Here is a 17,598-nt window from a genome sequence, read left to right on the forward strand (position 1 = left end):
AATTTAGCCATTTCCTGTCATCCACCATACCTTTTTTGCTGAAAAATGATGTCGGTCATTACCTGTGGGTATCGTATCCCGCAAAATGCATTTTTTTAAATTTCGCGTTTAATTCATCGCTTAATGGCACGGGGTTTATATATGCTAAACAACGAAAAACAGGATAAAGCGCCGGCTTTATCAGAGCGTACCTGGTATCAGCGTAGTGTGACAGAGATATTTACTGACCTGCAAAGTTCCTCAGCGGGATTAACCTCCGCTACCGCTCAGGAGCGGCTAAAGAAATATGGTCCGAACGCACTGCCACAAAAAGCGGAAAAATCGGCGCTGATAAAATTTATCGCGCATTTCAAAGATGTACTGATTTATATCCTGCTGGCAGCGGCGGTGATCACGGCGATCATGGGCCACTGGGTGGATACCTTTGTCATTCTCGGCGTTGCTGTCATCAATGCGCTCATCGGTTTTATCCAGGAAAGCAACGCCGAGAAATCTTTGAAAAGCATCCAGAACATGCTGGCGAATGAGGCGATGCTGGTGCGTGATGGAAAGCAGGTCACCGTGCCGACGCGGGATATCGTGATTGGCGATGTGGTGATGCTACGGCCCGGCGATAAGATTCCGGCTGATTTGCGGCTGTTCGAAGTCAACAATCTGCGGGTTGAAGAGGCGATTCTGACCGGTGAGTCGACGGTGGTATCGAAAAGTGTCGATACGCTGAGCGGCGAAAAATCGCTGGGCGATCGCCTGAATCTGGCCTTTTCAGGCACCACCGTCAGTTCAGGCACTGCGGCGGGCGTGGTCATTGCCAGCGGAGGAGATACCGAACTCGGCCATATCAATGAGATGATCAGCGGCATTAAAGAGGTGAAAACGCCGCTGCTGGTGCAGATCGACAAGCTGGGGAAAGCGATCTTCTTCATCATCCTGCTGATGATGGTGGCGCTGTTCATTTTTGGCTACCTGCTGCGCGATATTCCGCTGGGCGAACTGTCGCTGTCGGTTATCAGCCTGGCGGTTGCTGCGGTTCCGGAAGGGTTGCCCGCCATTATTTCCATCATCCTGTCGCTGGGCGTGCAGTCGATGGCGCGTACCCAGGCGATTATCCGCAAGCTGCCTACCGTTGAAACGCTGGGTGCGATGTCCGTGATCTGCTCGGATAAAACCGGCACGCTGACGATGAACGAGATGACGGTAAAAGCGGTGGTGCTGGCGAAAAGCCGCTGGCGCGTCAGCGGCAACAGTTATGAACCGAAAGGGGAGATTGTTGCCGAGCAGGCTGCAGGCGACGGCGCGAATGCGGCGCAGGACCCGCTGTTTCAACAGTTCCTGCACGCGGTAGACACCTGCAATGAAAGTCAGCTTCGTCAGGACAATCAGGGACACTGGACCATTGTCGGTGGCCCGACCGAAGGTGCGCTGAAAGTGCTGGCGGCGAAGGGGATGACCAGCGCCGTGCCGGTTGAGGTAGTCAGCAAACTGCCGTTCGACTCCCTGTATAAATATATGTCGGTCAGCTGTGTGGCCGGCGGTGAATCCTATGTGCTGCTGACCGGCGCGCCCGATGTGCTGCTGAATCTGTGTCAGCAGCAGCAAACGCCGGAAGGCGTCGAGCCGATTGACCGTGCTTACTGGGACGCAGCCATCACGACTTACGCCAGTGAAGGATTACGCACCGTGGCCGCGGCCTGGAAGAAAACCGCTGCGCCGGTTACCTCGCTCGATCATGATGAGCTGAAGCATGACATGGTGCTGCTGGGGCTTGCCTGCATGATGGACCCGCCGCGCCCTGAAGCGATCGCGGCCATCGATGAGTGCCAGCAGGCGGGTATTCGCGTCAAAATGATCACCGGTGACCATCAGGAAACCGCGATGGCGATCGGTCAGATGCTGGGTATCGGCAACAGCCAGGCCGCCATCACCGGTTATCAGCTGGAACACATGAACGATGCCGAGCTGGCTGAGGCGGCGAAAACTTACGATATCTTCGCCCGTACCAGCCCGGAACATAAACTGCGGCTGGTAAAAGCGCTGGAAGCCAGTGGCGAAATCGTCGGTATGACCGGCGACGGCGTCAACGATGCGCCGGCGCTGAAACAGGCTAACGTCGGTATTGCGATGGGGATTAAAGGCACCGAAGTGACAAAAGAAGCGGCAGACATGATCCTGGCTGACGACAACTTTGCCACTATCGCCGCTGCGGTAAAAGAGGGACGTCGGGTTTACGACAACCTCAAGAAGACCATTCTTTTCATCATGCCGACTAACCTGGCGCAGGGCTTGCTGATTATTATCGCCATCCTGATGGGTAACCTGCTGCCGCTAACGCCGGTGCAGATTTTGTGGATGAACATGGCGACCTCTGCCACGCTGTCGTTTGGTCTGGCATTTGAACCAGCGGAAGCGAATGCCATGCGGCGTCCGCCGCGCAATGTGAAAGCGCACGTCATGGATGGTTACGCCATCTGGCGCGTGGTGTTTGTCGGCCTGCTGATCTCCATCAGCGCCTTCGTGCTGGAAGCCTGGCTGCAACCGCGTGGCTACAGTGCGGAATTTATCCGCACCGTGCTGCTGCAGATGCTGGTTACCGCACAGTGGGCCTATATGCTCAACTGCCGTAACGCTGATGGCTTCTCACTGGATCGCGGTCTGCTGAAAAACCGCGGTATCTGGCTGGTGACGCTGGTACTGATCGTGCTGCAGGCGATTATTATCTATGTGCCGCTGATGAATACGCTGTTTGGCACCCGTCCGCTGCCGATCAACTACTGGCTGATCTCCCTGATTGTCAGTATGGCGATCTTCATCGTGGTCGAGATTGAAAAACGTCTGACCCGTTCATGGCGTAATAAAGCCGCCTCACTGCGTTAATGTTGTCTGTGAGTCCTGCTGTTGCGGATAGCCCGCCAGCAGGACTTTTTTGATCAGATAGGTTAACGGTATCGCCAGTATTGCCCCGGTTATGCCCAACAGTGCCTGCCAGAACAGAAACGCCAGCAGCTGGCTGGTTAAGGACATATCAAGCCGCTTTCCAATCAGCAGCGGTTCAATGACTGAACTCAGACAGAGATTCAGCACCATAAAGAAGCCGGCCACCGCCAGCGCCATCTGCAGATCAAACAGTATGTAACTCTGGATCACCGGCGGGATCGCCGCCAGAAACGAGCCGAGCACCGGCACATAGTTAAAGACAAACATCAGCACGCCCCAGAAAAAGGCAAATTTCAGACCCAGCAATTGCGCGCCGGTTCCGACAATAAGCGCGCCCAGCAGGCTGGTCAGGGTTTTGACGCGGGCATAAACAATCACGCTCAGTATCCCTTCCTGCAACGCCTGATAAATCGCCTGATGCTTTCCGGCTACCCGCTGCTGAAGCGCGCGTTTCAGCAGCGGTAATTCATACAACATAAACAGCAGCATCAAAAAAACCATGATCCACCAGGAGATAACGCCGGGGATCTGCGTCAGAAAAGCGGTGACAATTCGCACCACGGCACCGGCATCGATAAAGGTTAATAGCTGGTCGGGCGTCATGCCGATATCCAGCCGGGCGAACACCAGCGTGAGCTGTTCCAGCCGGGCTGCCAGCAGCAGCGGTGCCTGACGGCTGAGCTGCATCAGATCGGGGGTCAGCACCGTCAGTTTAATGATGGTAAATACCACCACCATCAGCATCAGAATAATGACCAGTAAGGTCGACAGAATGCGCGGTATGCGTCTCCTCTCCAGCCAGCTAATCAGCGGATCGAGCATGATCGATAACAGCATCGCCAGCAGGACCTGGTTAATCCACGGCGCGGCCAGATACAAACCGCTGAGAATGATAGTGAGTGAGGCGAGAACAAAAAGTACGCGGGCCAGAGGCGGCCAGAGAGTGAACCAGCTCAGTTCCATGAGGGCGCTCCTTGATTGAGGATAGTTTGCAGTATAGATGAGCGGCAGATGACGGTGCTTTGCGTCAGGTCAGACGGCAGTGTATCCGGCAGGCGTGACGGTTTCCGTTCTGGCTGTTGATAAATTCAGGAAGCCAGCCCTTTTTTTCCTGAGGAAGATGGCTTATTTTTAAGGAAATGATCATTTCCTAAAGGTAAGGCGATGGGCCATCATCATCCGGTGAAAGAGCGGGGCCGGCCGCGAGAATTTGAGACTGACGCGGTGCTGGACAGCGCGATGCAGATCTTCCGCGAAAAAGGGTATCACGCCACCTCGATAGGCGATCTCAGCCGCGCGATGCAGCTCACCACCGGCAGCATTTACAAAGCGTTCACGGATAAACGCTCGCTGTTCGCGCAGGTGTTTGCACGCTACCTCTCATTACGCAACGCCGCGCTGAGCGAGCGGCTGGCGCAGTGTGAAAACGGTCGCGCCAGGCTGGCAGCACTGCTGCAATTTTATGTGGAATCAGTACGTGATATTGAAGGCGAACGCGGCTGTCTGGTCGCCGGCAGTGCCGTTGAACTGCAGACGCTGGATGACGATCTGGCCGATGCGGTCAGTGACGCGCTGACGCGCAATCAGCAGAATCTGCGGCAGCTTATCGTTCTGGGGCAGCAGGATGGTTCGATCAATGCAGCACTGAATGCTGAAGCGACCGCCTCGCTGCTGTTATGCATTGTGCTGGGAATGCGGGTGGCCGGTAAAGTGGCTGCCACCCGACCCGATGAGAGCGTTATCCCGCTGGCCCTGAAAATCCTCGACTAAATTTTTTAGCTAATATGGAAACGAACGTTTCCTAAATTATGGAGCGACATCATGCAATATCCTCAACACTATCAGCATCACTTTGCCAGCGTGGATGAGATCCGTTTTCACTATCTTAGTGCCGGGCGAGAAAACGCGGACGTGGTGGTGCTGCTCGCCGGTTTTCCGCAAAGCAGCTATGCGTGGCGAGACGTCATCCCTGGGCTGGCTGACCACTTTCATGTCATTGCGCCTGACCTGTCAGGACAGGGCGACTCGGACTTTCCTGCTGAGGGTTACGATACCGATACGGTGGCGCAGCGGGTGATGGCACTGTTACAGCAGCTGGGCATGACGCGTTTTCATCTGGTGGGGCACGATATTGGTGCCTGGGTGGCCTGGTCGCTGGCGGCGCAGTATCCGCATCACGTCAGCCAGCTGGCGCTGCTGGATGGCGGCATTCCGGGCATTACGCTGCCTGAGTCGCTGCCGTTAGCCGGCGATAACGCATGGAAAACATGGCATTTCGCCTTTCACTGCGTCAGCGACCTGCCGGAAGCGATGATTGCGGGCCGGGAAGGGATTTACCTGGATTGGTTTTTTAATCGTAAAGCGGCCAATCCCCGCCAGATCGACGCGGCCGCGCGGGCTGAATATCTGCGCATTTACCAGCAGCCGGGAGCGTTGCGTGCCGCACTGGCCTATTACCGCGCCGTCGATCAGTCAGCCCGTCAGAACCGCCAGCGCGCGCAGGCCGGGAAGCTGGCGCTGCCGTTACTGGCGGTCAGTGCCGATCGGGGTTCGATTCCGGATATGGCGACCCCGCTGCGCGCCGTGGCTGAGCAGGTCAGCGGTGCGGTTATCGGGAAATGCGGGCATTTTATTCCCGACGAACAGCCGGAAAAATTGGCGGAACTGTTAACGCGTTTTTTTATTCGCTGATCCGCTAAGCGGGTAACCGTGGCAGTGTGTCTGCCGTATCGCCTCAGGCCGCCAGCGCCAGGCTGTCGGCGCTAAGCGGGGATGCTGATATTCTGAGACAGGTCGTTCCGGGGGAGTTATCCAGCCAGCTGACAGCACAGCTGAAACGGCGCCGAACTGACCGCCCGGTCCGATCGATTGCCGGACAGCGTTAAGCCTCAAACGGAGGGAGCTGAACACAGTTTGCGCTGTTTTCGGAGGCGGGCAAAAGGGTCTTCTGCAAAGCCCCTGCAAAACTCTTCTGCAAAACGGATTGTTTTTTGACCACCAGCCGCTTCCATCCCAGGTCACGATCGTCGTTATATTTATCTGTCATTTCCTATCTTTTATGACCCATAAGCGTCCGGGTATCATTTGCATTGTATCTGCCACCAGAAGAACCATTCAGAGTACTATCCGACTGTAGCCGGTTGAATGATAACCGGACACGCTGCGATACCGAGAGTTGCCCCTGGTCTGGCGAACGATCTGGGCTGCCTGCTCTTTGAACCCTGACATTTTCCTCCTAATCAACTCTTCCCACTCAGCTTATGACCATAAGATCGGCTTTCAGATGACCCATAACAGGCAGGTTAGGTTCGTAATACAGCAAATATAGGGGACGCGATAAAGGTTGATGGGAGGAAGATAACGTAAAACCACGTAGCGTAGAGTAAAGATGATAAAAATAACCAAATATAGCGAGGGGAGTTTTCCTATATCTGCGTGTGACACAAGGGAATGTCCGATAATTTATTAGGAATATTCGCAATAAATTTATCTCACGGTGTAAGTCAGGGCGTTAAGCATAAAACATCGCCCGGGAGAATATTCCTATTCAAAGAAAAGAATATATATTATTTCTTAACATTTCATTTTAATTAATATCAACTTGCGCGGCGTTGTGTTGTTTTATTGTTGCTAATGAAAGTGGTTTTTATTCTTCCTATTTTTCTTCTAAGTCGCTTTATGCGATGAATCCCCTATAAAATATTGTTTTGTCCTTTTGATCTGATCGGTGAGGACGTTTTGTCTTTAATTTCATTGGTGCTCTGTTTTTTATTTTGTTTTTGCGTTCACATGAGCATAACTAATTGTTTTTAAATACTTTTATTTTTAGCGTTACTCTTTTTGTCATAATTTGACAAAACTTTTCGTTTTTATATTATTGCCGCCGTCAAATGTATTCGCCTGATCAGGACATGGTATTTTTATTTTGGAATCAGGTGAGTGTGACTTTGTTTTTTGCAATAACGTTAAACAGGAAAATATAAATGAAGTTTTCAAAAATTGCACTGGCAATGGGTTTAAGCATGGCTATGGTTAGCAGTTTCGCAAATGCTGCGGCATCGGGCACTGTTGGTGGTCAGGGTCACGGTACCGTACATTTTAAAGGTGAAATTATTGACTCACCATGCTCAATCTCTCCAGCTACCGCAGATCAGACCGTTGACCTGGGACAGGTATCTAATTCAACACTGGCAAATAACGGTAAATCCTCTCCGGTTCCGTTCGAAATTGCTCTGCAGAATTGCGATATCAACACCTATAAAACGGTCACCGCCACCTGGAGCGGTACCGCAGACACTAACATGCCTGAGGCATGGGGTATTTCAGGTACTGCAAGTGGTGCGGCGATCGTTATCAACGACGCATCTGAAAAACAAATCAAGCTGGGTCAGGAATCTGCAGCAACTACCCTGACGGCGGACGATACCACCATCGCTATGTCTGCTTACCTGCAAGGTGATGGTCAGGCTGTAGTACCGGGTTCATTCTCTGGTGCCGCTGACTTCGTACTCTCTTATCAGTAAGTCTCAGAGTCTTTGAAATCCTACGGTGCTCGCCTACGGGCACCGTCATACACCGACACACCTGAATGATGATGAACAGACACTTTTATGCAGTGATGGTGTTGCTGTGCATGGCACATCCGGTAGTGGCTGCGGGGCATGGGCATATCCGGGTGCAGGGTAGCATTATCGACACCCCCTGCGCGATTGCCACATCGGATGCCGATCAAAGTATAGAACTGGGAAACGTACCTGTCAGTGAATTGATTAATGACGGTCATGGTCCGCAAGTGCCTTTCACTGTGCATTTGGTCAATTGCGTACTCAATCAAAACGCCAGCCAGACGCATCAACCCTGGAAGGATGTGCGGATCACTTTTGAAGGGGCGGCAGACGGTCCGAATTTATTCGCTCTGCAGGGGAGCGGGAGCGGCGAAGGGGTGGCCATTCTGGATGAGATCGGCACACCGGTTACACCAAATAAACCCGTGCCGCCGATAAAAATTGTCCCAGGCAAGATGGCGCTGCATTACCGCATGCAACTGACGGGCGATAGCCATCCACTTCAACCGGGAAGTTATTACACCACCCTGCGATATTTTATGGAGTACGACTAATGAAACCCTTTCGTCATGGCGGCAGGTTTCCCGCGCTAAATCCGCTGACGCAGGCAATTATGCTGGCGCTGGCCCTGAGCGGCACGGCTGGCAGGGTAACGGCGCAAGACAGCCTGCCTGCGTCAGAGGATTCCCTGAGTGAGGAAGCGATACCCGCAGCTGCGGAGGTGACCGAGTTCAACACTGATGTGATGGATGTCAAAGACCGCAGCAACATTGACGTCAGCCACTTTGCCCGTTCCGGATATGTGATGCCGGGTGATTATCCACTGACGCTGAAAGTCAACGGATCTGAAGTCCGCGAAGTGACGGTGACCTTTGCGATTCCGCCAGATGATCCGCACGGCAGCGAACCCTGTCTGACCACAGAGATGGTGGAGTTGCTGGGTTTGAAAGAAGACGTCGCCGGGAAGCTGGCGTGGAAAACACTGAACGGCCAGCAGTGCCTGAATATGGCCTCGGTGCCAGGCATGACCGCTACCGGCGATCTGGGCAGTGGATCACTTCGTGTGTCCGTTCCTCAGGCTTATCTGGAGTACTCCTCGCCTGACTGGGATCCTCCTTCGCGCTGGGATGAGGGCATTGCGGGGCTGCTGTTTGACTATAACCTCAACGCCACGCAGCAGTTTGCAGCCCGTGACGGCGACAGCAGCAGTGTCAGTGGTAACGGGACCGCGGGAGCCAATATTGGCCCATGGCGTCTGCGTGCTGACTGGCAGGGGCAACGGTACAGTACCGGCGGTCACACCAGCCAGAATTTTCAGTGGAGCCGGTATTACCTCTATCGGGCTCTGCCAGGGCTGGGGGCAAAGCTGACGCTCGGTGAGGCCGATCTCGATTCCGGACTGTTTGATAGCTTTCGTTTTGTCGGGGCCAGTGTTGCCACCGATGACAATATGCTGCCGCCTAACCTGCAAGGATATGCGCCTGAGGTAACCGGGGTGGCGAGAACCAACGCGAAGGTCACCATCAGTCAGCAAGGACGGGTGATATACCAGAGCCAGGTGGCACCGGGTCCGTTCCGTATTCAGGAGCTGAGTCAGTCTGTCGCGGGAACGCTGGATGTGCGGGTTGAAGAGCAGGATGGACGCGTGCAGACCTTTAAAGTCGATACGGCACAGATCCCTTACCTGACTCGTCCGGGAATGGTGCGCTATAAGCTGGCTGCCGGGAAGCCGACAGACTGGAAGCACCGTGTGCAGGGCGATCCGTTCGCCACCGGTGAGTTCTCCTGGGGGGTTTCTAACGGCTGGTCACTGTTTGGCGGTCTGGTGGGCTCAAAGAACTATGCCGCGCTGGCTGTGGGTATTGGGCGTGACTTGCTGGCCTTTGGGGCAGTGTCATTCGACGTGACCGAGTCGCAGGCCACTCTGCCCAACGGGGAGAAAAAACAGGGGGGATCATACCGCCTGAGCTATTCCAAACGGTTTGAAAAAATTGATGGGCAGGTGACCTTTGCGGGTTACCGCTTCGCCGAGAAAGACTTTATGTCGATGAGTGACTATCTGGAGACACGCTTCGATGACCGGTCATGGGGTATGACGCGCGGCCGTCAGAAAGAGCTGTACACCATCACCATGAGCAAGGCTTTACGCGACTACAAAATGAGTCTGTTCGGCAACTATAGCCACCGGACCTACTGGGATCGTCCGGATCAGGATCGCTACAGCGTAACGTTGTCGCAGTACCTCGACATTGGCAGCTGGAAAAATATCAGCATTAGTCTGACCGGATATCGCAGCCAGTACTGGGGAGTTAAAGACGACGGTGCCTACCTGAGCCTGAGCATTCCGTGGAGCAACGGGGGATCCGTCAGCTACAACGCGCAGAGTACCCGCAGCGGCATCTCACAGACCGCTGGCTGGTATGACAGCATTGATAACAACAACAGTTACAGCCTGCAGGCCGGCACCGATGCGAAAAACCGTAAAACAGCCAGTGGCTACCTGACCCATAACGGCGACGTGGCGCGTGGATCACTGAGTGCCAGCTACAGCGAAGGAGAATATAGCTCAGTGGGGCTTTCGGTACAGGGTGGGGCCACCGCCACCCGCCACGGTGCGGCACTGCATCCGGTCAGTACTAACGGCGGAACCCGTCTGATGCTGGATACCGGTGAGGCTGCCGGTGTCCCGCTGAAAAACAGTTCGGTTGTGCAGCACACCAATCACTTTGGTAAGGCGGTCGTTACCGGAATGAATGGCTACTGGCGCAGCAGTGCCGGGGTGGATGTAGACAGTCTTGGCGATGATATGGAAGTCAGTCATCCGCTCACCGAACTGACCATGACCGAGGGAGCCATTGGTTACCGCAAACTGGATGTGATGATGGGCCGCAAGCTGATGGCCGTCATGAAGTTTGCCGATGGCAGCAGCCCGGCGTTCGGTGCGGTAGTCTGGCGCGATACGCATCAGGTAGGCGTAGTGGATGACAACGGCAGCGTGTGGCTGGCGGGCGTTGAACCGGGTGTGCAGATGGAAGTGCGTGAAAATGAAACCCCGGTTTGTCAGTTCAGGGTGCCACAGAAGCTGCCTGCAGCGGATAGCGGATTACCGTTATTCCTGACCTGTCAGACAGTGAAGGCTGGACAGGGACTATCACAACAATCTGACCACTAAATGTCAGGCATAGAGCCTGTTGCCGGAGAGCGGCAGGTAAAAAAGGAAGCACAGGGCGGTGCGGCCAGGGACGGCACTCACACCACTGAATAACAGAGAGACACTCAACATGAAAAGTAAGCTACTTCCTTCTGTGCAGGCTGCGGTTACCGTAGCGCTGATGAGCCTGACGGCTATGCAGGCAGCCAATGCCGCTGTCGCACTTGACCGAACCCGGGTGATTTTTGATGGTAGCCAGAAGAGCATGAGCGTCAACATCCGCAATGATAATACCAAACTGCCGTATCTCGCCCAGGCGTGGGTCGAAGACAGCAACGGGCAAAAAATCCAGTCGCCGTTGATGGCCTTACCGCCTTTGCAGCGTGTTGAACCGGGTGCGAAAAGTCTGGTGAAAATCCAGCTGTCGGCAGATGCCACAGCAAAACTGCCGCAGGATCGTGAGTCGTTGTTTTACTTCAACCTGCGTGAAATCCCGCCAAAGAGCCAGAAGGCAAACGTGCTGCAGCTGGCGCTCCAGACGCGAGTGAAAATGTTTTATCGCCCGGCTGCCCTGGTGAAGAAAGGTGCCAGCAGCGAGACACCGTGGCAGGAACAGCTGACCCTGACGCGTCAGGGAGATCGCTATCAGGTGACCAACCCAACGCCGTATTACGTCACGCTGGTACCCGACGGTAAAACAGAGATGAAGCCGCTGATGCTGGCACCACAAAGCTCAGCTGACCTTGGGGTGCGCGCTGCCGCGCTGGGCAGTCAGCCACATATCGCCTACATCAACGACTGGGGCGGCCGGCCGGTGCTGACTTTTAGCTGCAATGGCTCTGTCTGCAAAGTCGCATCAAACACCTCTAAATAATCACGGCAGGCAGAAAACATCCCGGCCCGCCGTGCAGGAATAAGGAAAACAGATATGAAAAAAGAGACATCAGGCACGGGCGCCGGCATGCTGAAATCTGCTCTGACGGGCACGCTGGGAGGCACCCTACTGCTGAGTGCTGTGATGCTGTTAGCCGGAACCGAAATGAGCGCCGGAGCATCCTTTGAGGACGTGGATGGAGAACATGGCCTGCTGCACGTTTACGGTCAACTGGTCGACTCCCCCTGCCGACTGGTTATGGATTCGCTGGACCAGACGGTTGACCTCGGCACGCTGGCTTCCGGTGATCTCAGCCAGCCTGGCGCGCGCAGTCAGCCAGTACCCTTTAGCGTGCGGCTGCAGGATTGTCTGGTGGCATCCGGGCACCTGATGGATGAGCGCACCGACAGTACGGTTCAGGGGTTGGATCAGCCGGTGGTCAGTGTCGCCTTTACTGCACCGGCAGACTTTAGCAATCCTTCGCTGATGAAGCTTAACGGGGTTGAGGGCATTGCCCTGCGCCTGACCGATAGCCACAACCGTGACATTCGTCTGGGGAGCCATGGTGTCCCTCAACTTCTCACCCCGGGCGATAACAGCCTGGCGTGGACGGTGGTTGCTGAACGTGTTCCGGGGCCGATGGTGCCGGGCGCGTTCCGAGCGGTAGCAGATTTCCGGCTGAGCTATGACTGAGGTTGATATGACAAACCCCATCTTTAAACGCCTCGTGCGCGTCCTGCTGCTTTGCAGTCTGATGACCGTGATTGGTGAAGTGCAGGCGGATAGCGATTCACTGACTATCAACATCAGCGGGACGATCGTGGCAAGCAGTTGCAGCGTGAACAACGGACAGACCGTCAGCGTCGAGTTTGGCGACGTGCAGGTTGATCAGGTTTACTCCGCCACGGCGCAGGTTCCGGTCTCAATCACCTGCGACAGCCCGCCAGCCGGTACCGTAAAAATGAAAATTGTCGGTACGCCGTCATCGTTTGATAACCAGGCACTGACAACGGATGTGCCCGGTCTTGGCATCACATTAAGTAACGTCAGCGCCACGGCTTACGGTGCGCTGGATCTGAACACATTTTATGACGTGAAGCAGGTGTTTGGTCTGTCATCCAATACCGGCAGCTTCAACATTACCGCCGGGTTGACGACAAAGCCTGGGATCAAACTTCCCGGCGGGGAATTTAACGCCTCGGCCACGCTGGTTCTGCAGATGAGCTGAGAAAAGGAGAAAATCATGCTGAAAAAAATAAAGAATCTCGCGGTTAACGTGAGTGCGGTGCTGCTGCTGTCAAGCCTGTTGGCTCCGGCGGCGATGGCTGATGCGACGGTGAAGTTTCACGGAACCCTGATCGCCGGTAGCTGCAGTGCCAGTGCTGTAGATGTCGATTTTGGCGATGTAAAAGTTGATGACATTACAGAAGGGAAGACGCGCACCAACATGGCTGTTTCATCAGGTGCCAGTGCGCAACCTTTCTCGATGACCATTTCCTGCACCAACGGGTTTACCGGCGGAGTGGAGTATCAGTTTAAAGGTAATGCCTCATCCTTTAATAATTTAGCGCTGTCAACCGATGTCCCGAGTTTAGGCGTTATCGTGGCGATTAATGATAGTAATATGTCAAACATTGTACCCAGCACCTGGTATCCGCTGAGTAAAGGGGCAGGAACCTATCAAATGCTGGCCATGCTGGTGAGAGAGCCAGGGGCTAAATTTGCCGGCGGGGATTTTAACGCAACGGCCACGCTGGCGGTGCAAATACCCTGAGGTAATGGAATGGAAATGGTAAACAAAACCTGTAGCGGCTGGTTTTATTCGGTTTTGATTGGCGGATTATTACTTGCGCCTGCGCTGTATGCCGCTCCAATTGAAGGCCCGGCAAAGTTTCACGGTACGCTAAGGGTGGTTGAGTGTTCCATCAATGCCAACAACGGCCGGCAGCTGGTGAATTTTGGTGACGCAGTTGGGATCCATAAAATCGATGGCAAGCGTTATCAGCAACACGTCCCTTTTACGGTGTCGTGCACTAACTATGCGGGGGCTGATGTACCCGACCTGACACTAAAAATTGAAGGCAAGGCCGTCGCATTTGATGAAGCAGCGGTAGAAACGGACGTCAACGGACTGGGCATCCAGCTACAAAGCAATGGCAAGCCACAAAAACTTAATCAGGCCGTTCGCTTCGGCTATAAAGCGGTACCCGTACTGACGGCGGTTCCGGTTAAAGATCCGGCTACAGAGTTAGACGCCCGTCCTTTTAGCGCGACGGTGAAACTCACCGTGGAGGTCGCATGAACAGGCTATTTATGTTGCTGGTCTTGTTGAGCGTTATGCTGCATATGCCGGTACAGGCGGCCTCTTCGGATGTGGACTTCAAAGGTACGCTGGTGGCAGAACCCTGTACCGTGGCCACCGGTGGCGACGGCGAGAATGTGCTGGTTGATTTCGGCACCATTCCGGATAAAAACTTTTATTTTTACACCCCCCCGCGCACCTGGCAGTTTCCGTTTCATATTCTGCTAAAGGACTGCGACCTCTCGCTGGGTAGCCAGGTGAAAGTGACCTTTACCGGTACTGAAGATGCAGAACAGCCAGGGCTACTCGCCTTGTTCAGCCGCAATGGTGTTGACCACCTCGCCATTGGTATTCAGGCCGCGGATGGCGGTGATATTGCGGTTAATCAGCAAACTAAAGGATATCCGTTAAATGCCGGCACCACTGAGTTGAAGTTTTCATCTTATATTCAGGCCAGTGATGCAGGGGTGAAAAACAGAACTGTCGGGAAGGGCACCTTTGAAGCTGTGACCACGTTTTTACTGGAATATCCATAGTTTTTTGTTCGCTGACATCAATCAAACCAAGACGCCCCATGACTTAAATATTTATTTTGGGTTTCGTCTTATTTAATTAATCTGGACGTAAAAAATGAACACAAAAAAAATATTAATGGGTATTTTTTTGATTTTAAATATTATCACGCATTCTCGGGCTGCGATGATAACATGGCCCTATGTTTATAAAGTAGGGCCGGCATCTCAATACTACGAAGCATCTGTCGCCGTTGGAAATATCTTTGTTGATGACAAACTAGCTGATACTAAATTAATGGATATGCCAGATTTTGCAGACAAATGTGATGCTGATTATTGGGGTGGCACGCATTGCCGGCTGGCTATTTTCGCCATTCACACGACAGACGGTACAGGTACCGGGCTCCCTACATTCATTTCACCAAATGATATTAATGGCGCATGGACGCTACGTGAGCTTTCAAGTCACGTTGGTAATATCACAGGTTCATTTTCACAAGCTGGCGGTACGCAGCATGTTTATCCAAAAGATGTATGTTTTGGCGTGGTATTGCATCACATTGGTTTTTATAACAGGTTCTGGACACCGCCATCAATGTCCGGAGCCTGTTTATTCCCGATGCCGAACAATGAAACCTGTTCGTTTAAAAATGCTTCTGTAGATATCCCTTTTGGTGATATTGCCAAAAAGAGTGCCGCGGGAGCAAAGGCAGAAAATAGCGTTAGTCTTTCCTGTACCGCAGCGATGAATATTAGTTTTCAGTCTGTTAATGGCACTAATAGCATTCCCTTGTCCAATGGTATGCAGGCAGGCTTAAAAATCAATAATAAAGAATTAAGTACGACGCACGCGGTTCCGTCGGGGATCAGTGCGCTGAAAATTACTGCAACACTTGAAGGCACGCCAACGGAAGGGGCTTTTTCTGGCTCAGCACCGCTGGTGGTGAACTATCAATAAGTGTTTCGGGAAAAATAAAATGAAAAAATTTATTATTTTCGGGTTTTGTTTGATCACCATGGTGATCATGACGAGCATTGCAGGTTGCAGCGCACGGGAAAATGTGTCGATCAAATCCCAACCCACTACAGAAAGAGAAAAGGTTTCGCCTGAGTCAGTAACAAATGAAGTGAGGTCGTCTTTATCTCCCCTTGCTCAGTGCAATCGCGATCTGGAATCCCTGCGCACCGTCAACATGACCGAATATCGCAAATATCTGGCGCAATACGACGGGCTAATGAAAAGTTCCGCCGGGTTTATGTCGGTGAAAGATGACGTCAGCCCGGAGGTGGCAGAGCTGGCCCGGCCGCGCTTCCAGTACGCGCTGGTCAACCTTTGTTATCGCATCAAGGGCGCGCTGGCCCAGACCCTGATTAACCAGGCTATTGACGTTCGCTAAGGATAACAGCCGTGCGCTGCTTCACTTCACATTTCAGACTGGTTGCCGTTGCTCTCTTTTTGATCCTGCCTGAGTGGGTTGCTGCGGGAACGATCTCTTCATCTGCCGCCGAGTCCCTGTTATCACAGCCGTCTGATGAAAGCTGGAGCCTCGAAGCGATGGTGGCGGCTCATCATCATGCTCAGTCAGCACCGCAACCGGCAACAAATGAAACGGAAACGGGCATTTCTAATCTGAAACAGCCTGGAAAAAGGAAAGAGCAGCCGGTTGCTGATTTAATTTTGCAGCGGCGGATAAATACACTGTCCAGCCAGCATAAAACAGATGTTGAAACCATTAAACAGCTGAACAAGCGACTGGAGGATGCCCTGGCACAGGCCAGCAATCATTCTGCAGCAGTAGCCAGCAGTCAACCTGCAGTAGCAGAAAGTGCCCAGGTAAAAAACCCCGCCTCATCCGAATCACCGGAGGTTGCCGCCCTGCAAGAGGCGTTACAACAAAGCCAGCAACAGGTTGCCAGGCTGAACGGTCAGATTAGCGATCTGAACACCGATCTTAAACAGCGGGAGGACAAGCTACAGTTGCTGACTGCTACGGATGTTAAACAGCGTCAGCAACAGCAGCAAAATATTAAGGCGCTTGAGCAAAAACTTTCAGAACGCGATCGGGAACTGTTGGTGTTAAAGCAAAATCTGGCGAAAAATCAGGTCGAGCTGATCCATAAAAACAATGCCCTGACCGGAAGTCAAAATACGGTCACAGAGCTTTTAAATTCTCTCAAACAGAAGGAACAGGCAGCCAGCGAGCTGGAACAGGCGCTTAACTGCCGCAGTGATGAGCTGAAACAAGCTGCCATCACGCTGGCAGAACTGCGTGAAAAAATGCACCAGCAAAACACGCCAGACCTGAAAAGCGCGGCGAACCGTCAGGCCTATATTGCCGGAGTGATGATGGCTAAAGGACTTCATGCCCGGCTGGATGACTGGCGCGATGCCGGTATCGATATTGATAATGTCACCTTCCAGGCAGGCATCAAAGATGGCCTGAGCACAGCCGTTCGCCTGAAGCCAAAAGAAGCCGGACGGGCACAGGCTGACTTTGTCAAAGCCGTACAGGTTGCTGTCGCGCAAAAGGTGATGCAGGGGGAGAGAAAAATTCGTTCGCTGGCGACAGGGCGCAAGCCGCTTAAATCGGCAAACGGCATTGTCTGGTATCGGGTACGCAACGGGAAAGCCGTGTCAGCGGGGCAGCCGGTCATGCTCTCGATGACTGAAGAGGTTGTCGACGGAACGGTTATCAGCCGGGTGCCTCCCATGATTTTACGTGCTGACGATGATATGCCTGCAATCGTTAAGGATGGTATGCGTTTGCCCGGCGAAGGGGGAGAGGTCGTTGCCTATGCCCTGGCCAAAACCGTCTATGGTGAACATCCTCTGCCGCCAGGCGTACGTCCTTATACGGTAATGGAATACCACCTGCGAGGAGAGAGGCTGCCTCAGCACAGTGTCTGAGCGGAACTGCATCACTGCTTACGTCTGCCTGTCCAGGTGAGTTTGAATGATGTGGTGTTGACCAGCCAAAATGCGCCTATCCTGATAAAACGCCTTTATTTTTAAACGCAGGCCTAAAGATGACAGTAAAGCGCGTAAATTATTTCATCGGTCTGGTGTCGGCTGTCGGCTGCCGACTGTAGCCAGCATTTTCGCGGCTGATAACCCTGAATCAGCGCCCGCATTGAGTTGCTGGAAACAAACCCGCGCGCATAACGCTGAATGAGACTCTGTCTGTTAAAACCGGGCCGGCTGCCGCCCGGTTATGCATAGTGATATCAGTGGTGAGGTATCAGTCTGTCGAAGGGCTTCA

The 17,598-nt window shown here is 53.3% G+C and carries 17 protein-coding genes; 15 read left to right on the top strand and 2 right to left on the bottom strand.

Annotated elements, in window-relative coordinates:
* Positions 1-141 precede the first annotated feature (141 nt).
* The gene (locus LZU96_RS21005; RefSeq protein WP_233988540.1) at positions 142-2,871 is read left to right on the top strand and encodes a cation-transporting P-type ATPase; all 2,730 of its coding nucleotides are present in this window, start codon (positions 142-144) and stop codon (positions 2,869-2,871) included.
* Here the strand turns inward: LZU96_RS21005 and LZU96_RS21010 are convergent.
* Complete coding sequence (locus tag LZU96_RS21010; protein ID WP_233988541.1) at positions 2,860-3,894, bottom strand: AI-2E family transporter; 1,035 nt, start codon at positions 3,892-3,894, stop codon at positions 2,860-2,862. The genes LZU96_RS21005 and LZU96_RS21010 overlap by 12 nt on opposite strands.
* A 201-nt stretch (positions 3,895-4,095) precedes the next feature.
* Here LZU96_RS21010 and LZU96_RS21015 point away from each other — a divergent pair, with 201 nt between their 5' ends.
* Positions 4,096-4,701 (top strand): TetR/AcrR family transcriptional regulator, encoded by a 606-nt coding sequence (locus LZU96_RS21015; protein ID WP_233988542.1) that lies wholly within the window; start codon positions 4,096-4,098, stop codon positions 4,699-4,701.
* A gap of 51 nt (positions 4,702-4,752) precedes the next feature.
* On the top strand, positions 4,753-5,622 hold the full coding sequence (locus tag LZU96_RS21020; protein WP_262287730.1) for an alpha/beta fold hydrolase: 870 nt from the start codon (positions 4,753-4,755) through the stop codon (positions 5,620-5,622).
* 190 nt (positions 5,623-5,812) lie between these two features.
* Here the strand turns inward: LZU96_RS21020 and LZU96_RS21025 are convergent, their stop codons facing one another.
* Positions 5,813-5,977 carry a hypothetical protein gene (locus tag LZU96_RS21025; RefSeq protein ID WP_233988543.1) on the bottom strand — a complete coding sequence of 55 codons (165 nt, stop codon included), beginning with the start codon at positions 5,975-5,977 and terminating at the stop codon, positions 5,813-5,815.
* Between the two features lie 937 nt (positions 5,978-6,914).
* Between LZU96_RS21025 and LZU96_RS21030 the strand changes: the two genes are divergently transcribed.
* From LZU96_RS21030 to LZU96_RS21085, 12 genes are all read left to right on the top strand, one after another.
* Positions 6,915-7,454: a fimbrial protein gene (locus LZU96_RS21030; protein ID WP_233988544.1), complete on the top strand. Its 540-nt coding sequence runs from the start codon at positions 6,915-6,917 to the stop codon at positions 7,452-7,454.
* Positions 7,455-7,564: 110 nt separating this feature from the next.
* A complete protein-coding gene (locus LZU96_RS21035; protein ID WP_233988545.1) occupies positions 7,565-8,050 on the top strand; it encodes a fimbrial protein in 486 nt (161 codons plus the stop codon).
* Complete coding sequence (locus LZU96_RS21040) at positions 8,050-10,668, top strand: outer membrane usher protein (protein ID WP_233988546.1); 2,619 nt, start codon at positions 8,050-8,052, stop codon at positions 10,666-10,668. The genes LZU96_RS21035 and LZU96_RS21040 overlap by 1 nt, the downstream gene beginning before the upstream one ends.
* Positions 10,669-10,777: 109 nt before the next feature.
* Entirely contained in the window at positions 10,778-11,521 is a 744-nt protein-coding gene (locus tag LZU96_RS21045) for a fimbria/pilus periplasmic chaperone (RefSeq protein ID WP_326491881.1), read from the top strand.
* A 54-nt stretch (positions 11,522-11,575) separates the two neighbouring features.
* A complete protein-coding gene (locus LZU96_RS21050; protein ID WP_233988547.1) occupies positions 11,576-12,214 on the top strand; it encodes a fimbrial protein in 639 nt (212 codons plus the stop codon).
* A gap of 7 nt (positions 12,215-12,221) precedes the next feature.
* On the top strand, positions 12,222-12,749 hold the full coding sequence (locus tag LZU96_RS21055; protein WP_233988548.1) for a fimbrial protein: 528 nt from the start codon (positions 12,222-12,224) through the stop codon (positions 12,747-12,749).
* A gap of 15 nt (positions 12,750-12,764) precedes the next feature.
* Positions 12,765-13,295, top strand: coding sequence for a fimbrial protein (locus LZU96_RS21060; protein WP_233988549.1), 531 nt, complete (start codon positions 12,765-12,767; stop codon positions 13,293-13,295).
* Positions 13,296-13,304: 9 nt separating this feature from the next.
* Positions 13,305-13,823 (top strand): fimbrial protein, encoded by a 519-nt coding sequence (locus LZU96_RS21065; protein WP_233988550.1) that lies wholly within the window; start codon positions 13,305-13,307, stop codon positions 13,821-13,823.
* On the top strand, positions 13,820-14,359 hold the full coding sequence (locus LZU96_RS21070) for a fimbrial protein (protein ID WP_233988551.1): 540 nt from the start codon (positions 13,820-13,822) through the stop codon (positions 14,357-14,359). Before LZU96_RS21065 ends, LZU96_RS21070 begins: the two co-directional genes overlap by 4 nt.
* Before the next feature lie 94 nt (positions 14,360-14,453).
* On the top strand, positions 14,454-15,296 hold the full coding sequence (locus LZU96_RS21075; RefSeq protein ID WP_233988552.1) for a hypothetical protein: 843 nt from the start codon (positions 14,454-14,456) through the stop codon (positions 15,294-15,296).
* Positions 15,297-15,315: 19 nt separating this feature from the next.
* Positions 15,316-15,735 (top strand): hypothetical protein, encoded by a 420-nt coding sequence (locus LZU96_RS21080; protein ID WP_233988553.1) that lies wholly within the window; start codon positions 15,316-15,318, stop codon positions 15,733-15,735.
* Positions 15,736-15,746: 11 nt separating this feature from the next.
* Positions 15,747-17,246 carry a hypothetical protein gene (locus LZU96_RS21085; protein ID WP_233988554.1) on the top strand — a complete coding sequence of 500 codons (1,500 nt, stop codon included), beginning with the start codon at positions 15,747-15,749 and terminating at the stop codon, positions 17,244-17,246.
* Positions 17,247-17,598 lie beyond the last annotated feature (352 nt).

The organism is Pantoea agglomerans (genome assembly GCF_021397715.1).
GTDB classification, from domain to species: Bacteria; Pseudomonadota; Gammaproteobacteria; order Enterobacterales; family Enterobacteriaceae; genus Pantoea; species Pantoea astica.

Bases quoted from the DNA above. Each gene is read 5' to 3' on its own strand.
- LZU96_RS21030 (WP_233988544.1), top strand. From the start codon at position 6,915: ATGAAGTTTTCAAAAATTGCACTGGCAATGGGTTTAAGCATGGCTATG.
- LZU96_RS21025 (WP_233988543.1), bottom strand. From the start codon at position 5,977: ATGACAGATAAATATAACGACGATCGTGACCTGGGATGGAAGCGGCTG.
- LZU96_RS21015 (WP_233988542.1), top strand. From the start codon at position 4,096: ATGGGCCATCATCATCCGGTGAAAGAGCGGGGCCGGCCGCGAGAATTT.
- LZU96_RS21075 (WP_233988552.1), top strand. From the start codon at position 14,454: ATGAACACAAAAAAAATATTAATGGGTATTTTTTTGATTTTAAATATT.
- LZU96_RS21080 (WP_233988553.1), top strand. From the start codon at position 15,316: ATGAAAAAATTTATTATTTTCGGGTTTTGTTTGATCACCATGGTGATC.
- LZU96_RS21035 (WP_233988545.1), top strand. From the start codon at position 7,565: ATGGCACATCCGGTAGTGGCTGCGGGGCATGGGCATATCCGGGTGCAG.
- LZU96_RS21070 (WP_233988551.1), top strand. From the start codon at position 13,820: ATGAACAGGCTATTTATGTTGCTGGTCTTGTTGAGCGTTATGCTGCAT.
- LZU96_RS21040 (WP_233988546.1), top strand. From the start codon at position 8,050: ATGAAACCCTTTCGTCATGGCGGCAGGTTTCCCGCGCTAAATCCGCTG.
- LZU96_RS21050 (WP_233988547.1), top strand. From the start codon at position 11,576: ATGAAAAAAGAGACATCAGGCACGGGCGCCGGCATGCTGAAATCTGCT.
- LZU96_RS21010 (WP_233988541.1), bottom strand. From the start codon at position 3,894: ATGGAACTGAGCTGGTTCACTCTCTGGCCGCCTCTGGCCCGCGTACTT.
- LZU96_RS21020 (WP_262287730.1), top strand. From the start codon at position 4,753: ATGCAATATCCTCAACACTATCAGCATCACTTTGCCAGCGTGGATGAG.
- LZU96_RS21060 (WP_233988549.1), top strand. From the start codon at position 12,765: ATGCTGAAAAAAATAAAGAATCTCGCGGTTAACGTGAGTGCGGTGCTG.
- LZU96_RS21005 (WP_233988540.1), top strand. From the start codon at position 142: ATGCTAAACAACGAAAAACAGGATAAAGCGCCGGCTTTATCAGAGCGT.
- LZU96_RS21045 (WP_326491881.1), top strand. From the start codon at position 10,778: ATGAAAAGTAAGCTACTTCCTTCTGTGCAGGCTGCGGTTACCGTAGCG.
- LZU96_RS21055 (WP_233988548.1), top strand. From the start codon at position 12,222: ATGACAAACCCCATCTTTAAACGCCTCGTGCGCGTCCTGCTGCTTTGC.
- LZU96_RS21065 (WP_233988550.1), top strand. From the start codon at position 13,305: ATGGAAATGGTAAACAAAACCTGTAGCGGCTGGTTTTATTCGGTTTTG.